Below are 11595 nucleotides of genomic sequence, written 5' to 3'. Positions count from 1 at the left end.
AACGGCAGCGTTCTGTTACTGAACCGGTTCCGGTTGCTGTGTATCTTTATTATAGCCTGCGGGTGTATTACCCATAGCACAAATAAGCGTGGATATGAGCGTACCGGCTACCAGTTGCCATGTGAACCCGAGTTCAAACTGCAGGCGGGCCGGCAAAATACTCTCAATAATATAGGGTTGCATGGACAAGGGTAGCAGAAAACCGGTGATCAACGCTGCTATCACCGAACGACGGCTTCCACGGCGGGAAAATAGCGTGACAAAATAAACGCCAAGTAAACCACTGTACGAGAAAACCATGACGCCAAGTGCAAATTGCAGCAGCGGCATGTCGGTATGTTGTTGCCAGTAATAGCACAGACACGCCATAAATCCTAATGACAATGCCATTAATAACATGGCGAAGCGTCCTGCTTTGACAAAGTGAGCGTCGTTCTTTTGCGTGTTCCGGCGGGCCAGCCAGGGGCGGTACATGTCCTGGATCAGAACACTGGACATGGAGTTCAGGCCGGAATTTAATGTAGACAGAGCGGCAGCCAGAATACCCACGGTGACCAGGCCGCGAACACCATCAGGAATTTCGCTGAGCACGTAGTACATGAATATGGTGACCGGTTCACCGGCAAATACCGGAACGGGGTTTTCACCACTGCCACCGGCCATTAAATCGGGACGTTGATAGTAAACAAACAGCAGTAAACCGATGATTAAAAACAGGCACATCACCGGAATCACCATCACCACCGAAAGCAGCATGGCTTTGCTGCCTTCTTTGGCACTTTTGCAGGTCAGCACCCGTTGCGTCATATCCTGGTCGAGGCCAAAAGCGGCGATGTTCAGAAGCACAAATCCGGTAAAAACAGAGAACAAACTGAAAACGCCGCTGTTAGTGAAATCAAGCCGGGTATCGAACAACCTTAATTTTGAAGGCGTATCCGGCGCCGGATGCTGAAGGGCGTTAACGATATCGGCCAGAGAAGCCGGAATTGCATTTAACAGTGCTATAATCACGGCTACCGCGGCACAGATATACACCGCAGCCTGTAACACGTCAGAATAGATAACTGTGCGGATCCCGCCATAAACCGTATAGACAAGCCCTGCGACTGTAATAATGACGGTGGCAAGAATGACGCTGGATGCATCAATGTTGCCGAACAGAATCATGGCGACAGCCAGTGCTGCCATATACAGCCTTGCGCCACTGGCGAACACGCGGCCGGAAAGGTACATGGCACCGGCCAGTTGTTTGGCCTGTTCACCAAAGCGCTGTTCCAGCAGTTCGTATACCGTGTAGACATTGTGTTTATAAAATCGCGGGATAAGAAAAGCGGCAACAAAGAAAGCGGCGATGAATGCGCCGATGTTGGTTGACAGGTAGGTCAGGTCGCCCCGGTAACCCTGATCCGGGCCTCCCAGAAACGTGGCAGCAGACTGGGACGTTGCCAGTACAGAAATCGCCACAACCCAGACCGGCATGCTGTTGCCACCCAGGAAGTAATCTTTGGCTGAGCGGCTGGAGCGGTTAAACAGCCAGCCACTGGCGATAAGAAGCAAACCGTAAGCGGCGAAAACCAGTAAGTCTGCTAACGCGTAATGCTCTAACATGCGACCCTGTTACATTATTTTAATTCAATTGAAATCCCAGAATAGATTATTCCAATTAATTTGTATAGCTGGAATTATCCCGTCGTTGTAAGATAGCTTTCAGCGCTAATTTTAGATCAGGAGCCCCCGCCGTTGAGCAGACAAACCCAGGCTGTTATCCACGCCGACGCACTATTGCATAATTTCCGTGTACTTTCCTCTCTGGCCGGTGAAGGACAGAATATGGCGGTGGTAAAAGCTGATGCTTACGGACACGGGGCAGTCAATGTGGCGCGGATATTACGTAAAGTCTCTCCTGCGTTTGCGGTTGCTATTACAGAAGAAGCGCTGGCGTTACGGGAAGGCGGCATTCAGGCTCCGGTGGTTATCCTTGAGGGCCCTCACCAGGCGACTGAATGCGCTGTGGCTGCGCGGGAAAATTGCATTGTGGTTGTTCACAGCGAAGAGCAACTTTGCTGGTTGAAAGCGTGCCCTTCTGATCGCCGTCCGGCGATATGGTTAAAAGTGGATTCGGGCATGCACCGTCTGGGATTTGCCTGTGATGAAGTATTACCCATGGTGGCGAAATACCGGGATATGTTAACTGACGATACCGTGCTGGTTACGCATCTGGCATGCGGTGATGAAACGGGCAGTCAGTCGGTACAAAAGCAGCTGGATGCCTTTGAGCAGGTTCGGGCAGCTACCGGATTTGCAGTCAGCATTGCCAATTCCCCGGGGACCGTGGGCTGGCCGCAAGCGCGGGGAAACTGGAACCGCACCGGTATTGCCATGTACGGCGCCGAGCCTCTGGACACACCCTGCGGGCTGGATCTGCAACCGGTGATGACGCTTCAGGCAAGTATTATTGCTCTGCGCACTATAGAAGCCGGTGAAACAGTGGGGTACGGCGATACCTGGCAGGCGAAGCGCCGTTCTGTGATTGCCACTGCGGGTATCGGCTATGCTGACGGGTATCCCAGACAATGTCCCAACGGTACGCCGGTAATGGTTAACGGACACCGTGCGGCACTGGCCGGCAGAGTGTCGATGGATATGATTACCATTGATGTGACTGATATTCCGGCTCCGGCGCCCGGTGACCGGGTGGAACTGTGGGGACATCAACTGTCAGTGGGTGAAGTGGCCCGCCACGCCGGGACAATTTCTTACGATCTTGTCACCCGCTTATCCCAGCGGGTGCCCCGCATTGTTAAACACGTCTAGTGAGTACCCGCCGGCGTCATTCAGGCGCCGGCAATCAATGACAATACCTTGCCCACGGCCAGTCCTCCTGCTGTACCAACGATGTAACCCAGCATTGCCATCAACACGCCAACCGGAATGAGTGCTTTTGAGTATGAGGCTGCAAGCACGGGGGCTGAAGCAACACCACCAATATTCGCCAGTGACGCCAGGCCGCAGGTAAACAAATCCAGCCGGAAGAGTTTCGCCGCAATAACCATAATCACCCCGTGAGTGAGTAAGATACAACCGCCGGCCAGTATATACACCGGCGCTTCCAGCAATTCTGAAAAACTGGCTCTGGATGCAATAAGCGCAATCATCAGGTTCAGCAGTACGGTAGCCACCACATCTGCACCACCCACGCGGCGAAGGGGAGTAACAGCGCCGGCGATCCCGGCCAGGGTGACCAGTGCAACAGTCCAGGCGGTAGTAGAAAAATAAGCGGAGGCCGGCAACATCGCCGCGAGCCACTGGGACAGTGATGAGACAACGCAGGATAAGGCCAGCAGCATCAGCACATTGCCGCCTGACACCTGAGTTTGGTCCGTCTTCGATTCTGCCAGCCTTGCACTCACATCATCCAGCGCACGGCTGTCGGCTTTTACCCAGCGGTTGAAATGAGCTGCATAGGGCACTGACGTATCCGAATGCGCCGGTGATCATAAAGAACCGGCTTTTGTTACCCGGCGATAATTTAAGCGGGTTGAACACATTGCGCTTGTGTTTGCTTTAATTTGGCCGCAATATACTGTTGATATCGCAAGCAGGTAGTGATTCCACATTTTCATTTCCATCTTCCGGACTGCTTTTTTATTCTAATTATCTCCATTCTTTAGAATAAAGTATTTAAGATTCGTTGCAAGTTCTGTCTATTCTTCCTGCGGGTTGCGGTGTCAGCAAGGTTAGCCGAAAGGATTACGGCCAGGTTTGTTATCACATCCTATAGTTTATTTTCGATACATGCCGGATGCCTTGCTGGAGAAGGAGTCTGTTTCTGACCAATTAAGAGGTAAGTTATGAGAACAGGTTATAGTAGAGCGAGAGTGAACAGAGGTGCGTATTCACGTCCCGTTAATCAACAAGGATCTGCGCCAAAGGCGACGCCGCCTAAAGCGAAATGACACAAAGCCCGGCTCAGTTGCCGGGCTTTTTCGTTGTGGAATCTCTGATTATCAATTCCGGGCAATAGGAGATACTGTCCGTTTCTTCAAACACCGGCTTAGCGTGTCGTTTGCTTTGTGAAATGGTGTCGATGAGTAAGCCGGCGGCCTTACGGGCTATGGCCACGGTATCCTGTTCTGCAGTCGTTATGGCCGGAGAAGTTTGCCGCGAAAACGGACTGTTCTCAAAACCTGCTATCGCCATGTCCTGAGGGACCTGAATATTATTCAGTCTTGCTTCCAGCAAAGCGCCGGCGGCGAGTTCATCATTACAGGCAAACACCGCTGTAGGCGGGTTCGCCAGTGCGAGAAACTGCTTCATAGCCGATACACCACTTTCGAAATTGTACTCGCCGTCTATTCTCAGTTCTGCACTGGTATCCAGACGATAATTTTCCAGTGCATCCAGATAACCCCGTTCCCGTTCCAGTGTAGAGCGGTGATTTCTGTTCCCTGAGATAAAGCCAATGCGTTTGTGGCCCTGGTGGATCAGGTGATTCACGATATCGCAGGAAGCCTGAAAATCGTCAATACACAGCCATTTGCCGTGAATACCAAAAGGTACTTCTCCGGAAACTATGCCGACAAACGGTAATCCGTAACTGGCTATCTGTGTAAGCAGTTCCGGCATTTCAGATAAAGGCGGAGATAATACGAGACCAGCCAGGTTCGAGCGGGTAGCCATATGAAGAATGTCCTGAACGATATCTTCTCCGGCAGCATCGCAGGGGTGGATCAGTAATTCGTAGTCTTTCCGGTAGCATTCGGTAAGCAAGCCTTTTTGCATGTCGATAACGTAATAAGCGTTCGGATTATCATAGACGTAAGCTATAGAATAGGACTTATCACTGGCGAGGTTTCTTGCAGCCGGATTGGGACGATAATTCAGCTGCCTGATAGCAGCCTGCACTTTTTCAACGGTTTCTTCGCTCACGTTGGGTTCTTTGTTCACAACCCGTGAAACGGTTTTAAAGGATACGCCTGCGAGTTCAGCGACATCCTTGATCGTTGTTTTCAATCAGAAAATCCTGTCAGTCCGTTGGACATGAACGCCATCATGCCATAAAAAACGTTGTTGTATTGTTTTATAATGAAATTTAATCCTGAACGGGAACCTTGCAGTGACATTTATTAACGATAAATGGTAAATATCAAACCCAACCTTTTAATATTAGCCGTGGTGCCGGATTTCAGCGACCAGTTGTCAGGAGAATAATAATTAAAATGAATAACCAGCAATATATTGCCGGAGTCGATGGCGGCGGCACCAAGTGTAAGGCCGTTGTGTTTGATGAAAACGGTGAACCGGCAGGTGAGGGAATAAGCGGTCCTGCTAATGTGGCCAGGATTGGCAAAGAAGCCCTGCCGGCCATTATCCGGTCGGTTTTACTGGCCCTGCGAAATGCAGGCGTTGCGGTTAATGAGAATGACGCTGCGGTGCTCGCAAAGTGCCATGTGAGTGCGGGTCTGGCAGGTGCAACGGTGAAAGAAGCCGCAGAACTACTCAGTCAATGGAAGCATCCTTTTGCATCATTTCGTTTCACCAGTGATTTGCATACTGCGCTGGTGGGGGCGCATGGTGGTGAGAACGGGGCTGTTCTGGTTGCCGGTACCGGCTCCTGCGCAGCCGCTCTGTGCGGCAATGATTGTATTCAGTATGGTGGCCACGGTTTTAATATCGGTGATAAGGGCAGTGGAGCCTGGTTCGGTCGTGAAGCGGTGCGGCATACGCTGGAAGCGCTGGATGGTGTGTTGCCGGTCTCACTGCTGTCTGAAGCGGTCTGTGCACATTTCAGCGCAGACACTACCCGGGAATTCGTGAACAAACTTAATTATGCGCAACCGGCTGAGTTTGCCGGCGCCGCCGGACTTGTGTTTGACTGTGCGGAAAATGGCGATGTGTATGCTTCAGATATAGTCCGTTCCGGCACGGACTATTTGTCATCAATAGCCCGTATTGCCATGGAAAAAAGTCAGGGGAAACTGGTACTGTCCGGCGGACTTGCCGGAACTATAAGGCCATTCCTGCCCGAAGATATCCGGGCGAAAATCATTGAAGCTAAGTATGGTCCGGAGTGGGGGGCGGTGCACGTCCGCCCAGACTAACTGGCTTCGCCTGCACCCGGCAGTTTGTCATCTTGTTTGGATAATGACGGCAGAGTATATCTTTCCGGCCGGTGATTTAAGGACAGTACCATGTTCAGACAGAACGCCGCCAGTACTGACATCAGTACCAGACGCCAGTCGAGTACCAGCATTGAAGACAGCAAAATAACGGTGTCTACTGATAGCTGAAAAGTACCGGCACGGATGGAGAAACGTTGCTGAAGATAGAACGCCAGAATACCAAGACCGCCCAGACTTGAGGTATGACGGAACATGATCAGCATGCCTACGCCAATGAGGATCCCGCCGAATATTGCCGTGAAAACCGGATTAGCACTGCTGACATCCACAAAGCGGGGGATAAGATCAGTAAGTACTGAGACGGTAGACACGGAGATAAACGTGTTTATGGTGAAGCGTTTGCTGATGTGGGTCCACGCAAGGGCATAGAACGGCACGTTGATCAGGAAAAACAGCACCCCGAAGTCTACAGGCAACGCATAAGTTCCCAGCAGCGCAAGCCCTGCAGCGCCGCCGACCATCAGGTCCTGCGACTGAAATAAATAAACGCCAAAGGCAACGAACAGCCCTGCACTGACTAAAGCAAAAATATCTTCAACCACACTGTGTTTTGGTTTTTGCATGTGAAAGCCCTCCGTTTTTGAAGAGCGCGTATTATACGGAGGGGGAAAAGGGAAGTAAGGGGTTGTTTTTTATTTGTACAGTCTGCTGGGGCTGGTGCTGGTGCGCAATCTTTACGACTTTTAGCATTTGTGTGAATGCGATGTTACCAGTGCGTGTTTTACCCGGCGTATTTAGTCATACCAGCCAGTCTTACCAGCCAGTCGTAGTCAGCCCAGAAGCTGACGGAACCCTGATTTAACTTCCTCACCAAAACACACCAGATAAATGGTGTGGGGCAGTGCTGTTCCGCTGGCGTGAAAGCGGATGGAACCCAACGCAACCTCGCAGGCTAAATTCACCGGATATCCGTAAATGCCGCAACTTATCGCCGGAAAAGCAATGGTTTGAATGTTATTCTGACTTGCCAGGCGTAAACTGTTCCGGTAGCACTTGGAAAGCAAGTCACTTTCATGGTTCATGCCGCCGCGCCATACCGGCCCCACGGTATGAATAATATACGGCGCTTTAAGATTAAAACCCGGTGTCAAAACAGCCTGACCGGTTTTACATCCGCCAACTGCTTTGCAATACTCAAAAAGCTCCGGTCCTGCAGCATGGTGGATTGCACCATCAACGCCGCCACCGCCCAGCAGCGTTGGATTCGCTGCATTTACGACGGCATCCACTTCCAGTTGCGTAATATCGCCGTCAATAACCCTGATCCTTGCCATCGTGTCCCCAAATACCGTTCGCGGTGCTGTTTCCGTTGTGACGTTGTCGGTGTTTAGCGACACATGTCAAACAAACCGGAAAAGATCTGCGCTGGTTACTGCAAAATATAAATTGTGATGCATAAGGCTAAGCCTTTGATTGGAATAAACAGTTTTCCGGAATCCGGTAGATACGGTATTCAGAAATACTCATATTCCGGAGTAAATAGTCCACGAACCGTGCCAGAGTTAAGTATAGAGAGAGAACGTAAGTGCAGGGGATAAGGCCGGGCAGTGTCAGATACCGGCCCGGCAGGATGACATCGGATTGCCGGTGACCGCTCAGCAATCCGCTGGTTAAAGGGGATTAATGATTAATCGTCGTCGCTGAACAGACAGTGTTTGGCAAAGTCGCCGGCTTCGTTTGCCGTCCAGTCGCCTTTAGGTTTTTCTTTCATATCAGCACACCAGGCTTTTGAGCCAACTTCCGGGGCGCAACCGGCCAGGGTAAAAGTTAATGCAATCAATGCGAAAACAGCTTTTTTCATAATTAACGCTCGTAATTTGTCAGGTATTTCATAGTAAGTCAGTGACGGTGACAAAATCAATTACCGGAGAAAAAGGTGACCGTGCAATGAGGTGACAGAGAGAACATACTGGATATCAGCTTTAAGTATCGTAAACGCATGAAAATTAATGATTTATATTTCTAGGTGATAACTGAAATTGAGCGCATAATCAGCCCGTTTTTTAACCAGTCGGAAGCCAGTATGGATTTCTCAAATGATCGGGTTTCAGTGTATGTACTATCAGAATCTGACACCACAACAATAAGCCAGTCTCAGCACGGAACACGCTACCGGGATGCTGTGCATTTGCCGCTGCCGGGCGGAGAAGGATGGCTGTTTGACTACGGCGTGCTGGTATTTTGGGGCGTGGACGAAGACGAACGTCTGGCGTTCTTACATCGCCTGCAAATCAGCAGTGATGCCCTTTCCTGTGAGCATCAGGAGCATGTGCGGTTTAACACCGGGGCTGAGTTACTCAAACTGCAGGGCGACCTGATTTCCCTTCCGGCCGGTGAAGCATTGTTGCGACTGGCTGTCAGTCATGCGCTGGCGCAGTCTACCAAACTGAATCAGTATGAGTATCAGGCGGAAAAGACTATTCAGCAATATGCGTATTTACCTAAGGCACTGGCTGAATCAGGTAAAATTAATCTGAGCAGACAGAAGCTGGCCAGCATTCGTGGTCATCTTTTCAGTACCAAAAGCGATATTTTTCTGCACTATGGTTTGCTTGATACGCCGGAATTCTTCTGGGAATACCCTGAGTTCGAAGACGCCTATAATGCCACAATGAAATATCTGGATATTCGTCCGAGAGTCGATTTACTGTCGAACAAACTGAATGTGATTCATGAATTGTTTGAGATGCTGGCTGATGAGCTGAAGCACAAGCACTCCTCGTTTCTGGAATGGATCATCATCATTCTGATTGCATTTGAAATTGTGATGTTCGGTGCCCAGGAGCTGACCATATTACTGGCGGGGTAAAGTTACTGAGCAGCGGTGATGAAGGCTGAAGGCTTAATTTTCTTTACGCCGGTTGCGGATGATCGCAACCACACGGTCGTAATTGGCTTCGCTCAACGCCCATGTGTCATCGCCGCTATTATTGACAAACTGAACCACTACGGTATCGATGTCCTGATGATACCTTGCAATGCTGCTGTAACCGGGTAGTAAACCCGTATGGCCGAATTCATAGACTGAGCCGTAAATGCGTTGCTCCTGTGATGTGAGCAGCGAACCGTTGTTCAGAGCCCTGATAAATTTGCCGGTGTCAGCCGCAGTGGAAACCATTTCGCTGCTTGCACCGGTAAACCACACGGGTTTCACGTCTACATCCAGTCCTTTAATGTAACCGCTCATCAGTCTTGCCATATTCACTTCTTTTGACGAAAAAAAGGTATTTTCCAGTTTAAGAGGCCGGAGGATTTTTTCCTCAATGAGTTCACGGTAACTTTTGCCGGACACCCGGTCGATTATGGCGGCAACGATGACATAGTTACTGTTCGAATAGCTGTAGCGCGTGCCGGGCGTAAACGCTAAGGGGCGACTTTTTACCAGGCTAAGCAAATCTGCCGGCGACGTTGGCGGGGAAAACCAGTCGAAGCCATCAGCATCAATATAATCCGGTATGCCTGAACGGTGCTGAAGTAACATGCGCACGGTAATATCTTCTGCGCCCGGGATATCTGCGGCCATGTCCGGCAGATAGTCCACCAGAGTGTTATCAAGCTCCAGCTGATGTTGAGCTGCCAGTTTTACTGCAACAACCGCCAGATAGAGCTTGCTGATACTGGCAATTTTAAAGAAGGCATCACCACTGGCCGGTTGTCTGAGTTCTTTGTTATGCCAGCCGGCGGTAAGCGTAACCGGTGGTTGCCCCTGCTCGTCGATGTATACAATCATGCCGTCGAGGCCAAGAGCCGGGGAATTGTCGACTTGCCCTGAGATGCTGGCGGGTAACGGCGCCATTTTCGAGCCCAGGAAAGTCCAGGGGACAAACAGGACAATACTGGCCAGTGACGCTACTGCAATCAGTGCCAGCAGGAAACTCCGTGCAGAAAGCCGGTTCATTAAGTTTCTTTCTCCCCCTGAGGGTTTATTTTCGACTACATAAAGTTAGCAGAGAACCGGGAAACTGCCCGGGCCGGTCTTTGACGGGCTGCAAACGGCGATCAGATGATTGCCCGTTCCGGCAAGGACGGGTTCAGCTCTCTGGCAATAATCTCCAGACCTTGTTGTAAGTTCTCAGGGTTGAGATTGCCCAGACAAAGACGTAAATGCGCCGAAGACGTTTCTGTCACATGGAAGAATACCGAAGGCAGTGCATCAACACCCAGCTGGTTCAGGCGGCTGATCACGGCGGCATTATCAAGCCGCGGAGAATGTTTCAGCCAGATGTGCAAATTCACCGGGTCGTACTGAATACGTTTTTCGCCCAGAATCGCTTTGACCAGCGCAATACGTTCTATGCAGTCTTCCCGTCTGGCCTGCTCAATGGCGACGGCATCGCCGCTTGTATAAAGCCTGTGAGCCAGTTCGGTAGTTACCGGCGGTGTAAACCAGTTCTGCGCCTGTATTACCCGTGCCAGACTACCGGTAAACTGTGGCGGGCAAACCAGCATGCCGGCCCTTAACGCCGGTGCGACACATTTGGAAAACCCCGACACGTGAAAAGTGCGTTCTGGCGCAAGCTGTTGCAGTGACACAACCGGTTCTGCATGCAGATAGATATCGTCTTCCACCAGATAAATGTCATATTTGCGGGCAATTTTCACCAGCTTTTCCCGGTGACTTTGAGAGAGGGTTTTTCCGGTTGGATTGTGCGCTGTCGGCAGAATAACCAGCACCTGGCTGGTGGCCTGCTTGCACCGTGCTTTGAAGTCGTTGAGATCGAGTCCGTACTCATCCATGGCCACTGGCTGCAATTGCAATCCAAGCAGTGTTGCCACGGCACGGATCCCGGGGAAAGTGGTTTCCTGAACCATCACCGTGTCCCCTTTATTGCATAACAACATCAGGGAAGACAACAAGCCCTGCTGGGCTCCGGCAAGGAGGAAAAGATTCTCCGGGTCTGCGTTATTTCCTCTCAGATTCAGCCAGTCCGCCATACTCTCCCGGTGTTCCGGCAGTCCGCGGGTATCGCCGTACACCGACCACAGGCGGGGATCATTCTGACGGGCAAGGTTCTGAAGGTGGGTTGAAAGAATGGGTTCAATGTTCAGGCAGGCCGGCTGATTCAATGTGAAGTCGAAAACATCTTTGCGTCCGGGGAGCATCGCTGCACTGATCGTCCGTCCTTGTTTTTGCTGTTTTACAAACGTTCCTTTTCCCTGTGTTTTCTCAATGATTCCCCGCTGCACTCCTTCATCAAAGGCGCGGTTTATGGTTCCCGGTGTAACATTCAACAGCGCAGACAGTGCCCGCACGGTGGGAAGCTGCTCGCCCCGCTTCAGCTCTCCGCTGACAATAGCGTGTGCCACACTGTCGCAAATTTGCAGGTAGAGCTTTTTGTCGCTGGTGGCATCAATTGTCGGTTTCCACATTTTCTGCTCTCACATTGATAGGGTAACAATTTATATTTTTGTG

The 11595-nt window shown here is 50.8% G+C and carries 11 protein-coding genes; 3 read left to right on the top strand and 8 right to left on the bottom strand.

Annotated features, from left to right (window positions below; translation table 11 throughout):
- Positions 1–15: 15 nt before the first annotated feature.
- Positions 16–1608: a sodium:solute symporter gene (locus tag DS731_RS18210; protein WP_119502656.1), complete on the bottom strand. Its 1593-nt coding sequence runs from the start codon at positions 1606–1608 to the stop codon at positions 16–18.
- A 132-nt stretch (positions 1609–1740) separates the two neighbouring features.
- On the opposite strand from DS731_RS18210, the gene alr reads away from it, so the two are divergent.
- Positions 1741–2814: an alanine racemase gene (gene alr, locus DS731_RS18205; RefSeq protein WP_119502655.1), complete on the top strand. Its 1074-nt coding sequence runs from the start codon at positions 1741–1743 to the stop codon at positions 2812–2814.
- Positions 2815–2834: 20 nt separating this feature from the next.
- Here alr and DS731_RS18200 read toward each other — a convergent pair whose 3' ends face one another.
- On the bottom strand, positions 2835–3470 hold the full coding sequence (locus DS731_RS18200; RefSeq protein ID WP_119502654.1) for a DUF819 family protein: 636 nt from the start codon (positions 3468–3470) through the stop codon (positions 2835–2837).
- A gap of 499 nt (positions 3471–3969) precedes the next feature.
- Positions 3970–5013, bottom strand: coding sequence for a LacI family DNA-binding transcriptional regulator (locus tag DS731_RS18195; protein WP_119502653.1), 1044 nt, complete (start codon positions 5011–5013; stop codon positions 3970–3972).
- Positions 5014–5219: 206 nt separating this feature from the next.
- Here DS731_RS18195 and DS731_RS18190 point away from each other — a divergent pair, with 206 nt between their 5' ends.
- Positions 5220–6101: a BadF/BadG/BcrA/BcrD ATPase family protein gene (locus DS731_RS18190; RefSeq protein WP_119502652.1), complete on the top strand. Its 882-nt coding sequence runs from the start codon at positions 5220–5222 to the stop codon at positions 6099–6101.
- Here DS731_RS18190 and DS731_RS18185 read toward each other — a convergent pair.
- The 3 genes from DS731_RS18185 to DS731_RS18175 form a co-directional block, all read right to left on the bottom strand.
- Positions 6098–6745 carry a YitT family protein gene (locus tag DS731_RS18185; RefSeq protein ID WP_119502651.1) on the bottom strand — a complete coding sequence of 216 codons (648 nt, stop codon included), beginning with the start codon at positions 6743–6745 and terminating at the stop codon, positions 6098–6100. The genes DS731_RS18190 and DS731_RS18185 overlap by 4 nt on opposite strands.
- A gap of 207 nt (positions 6746–6952) precedes the next feature.
- Positions 6953–7456: an O-acetyl-ADP-ribose deacetylase gene (locus DS731_RS18180; RefSeq protein WP_119502650.1), complete on the bottom strand. Its 504-nt coding sequence runs from the start codon at positions 7454–7456 to the stop codon at positions 6953–6955.
- Between the two features lie 353 nt (positions 7457–7809).
- Positions 7810–7983 (bottom strand): DUF3012 domain-containing protein, encoded by a 174-nt coding sequence (locus DS731_RS18175; RefSeq protein WP_119503495.1) that lies wholly within the window; start codon positions 7981–7983, stop codon positions 7810–7812.
- A gap of 222 nt (positions 7984–8205) precedes the next feature.
- Here DS731_RS18175 and DS731_RS18170 point away from each other — a divergent pair, with 222 nt between their 5' ends.
- A complete protein-coding gene (locus DS731_RS18170) occupies positions 8206–8991 on the top strand; it encodes an RMD1 family protein (protein WP_119503494.1) in 786 nt (261 codons plus the stop codon).
- A 33-nt stretch (positions 8992–9024) separates the two neighbouring features.
- Here DS731_RS18170 and DS731_RS18165 read toward each other — a convergent pair whose 3' ends face one another.
- Entirely contained in the window at positions 9025–10080 is a 1056-nt protein-coding gene (locus tag DS731_RS18165) for a serine hydrolase domain-containing protein (RefSeq protein ID WP_119502649.1), read from the bottom strand.
- A gap of 101 nt (positions 10081–10181) precedes the next feature.
- Entirely contained in the window at positions 10182–11552 is a 1371-nt protein-coding gene (locus DS731_RS18160) for an aminotransferase-like domain-containing protein (RefSeq protein WP_119502648.1), read from the bottom strand.
- Positions 11553–11595: the final 43 nt, after the last annotated feature.

It is taken from the genome of Alteromonas sp. RKMC-009 (assembly GCF_003584565.2).
GTDB lineage: Bacteria > Pseudomonadota > Gammaproteobacteria > Enterobacterales > Alteromonadaceae > Alteromonas.
Note: the sequence above shows the minus strand (reverse complement) of the source record. Positions and strands in the feature narration are given on the sequence as shown.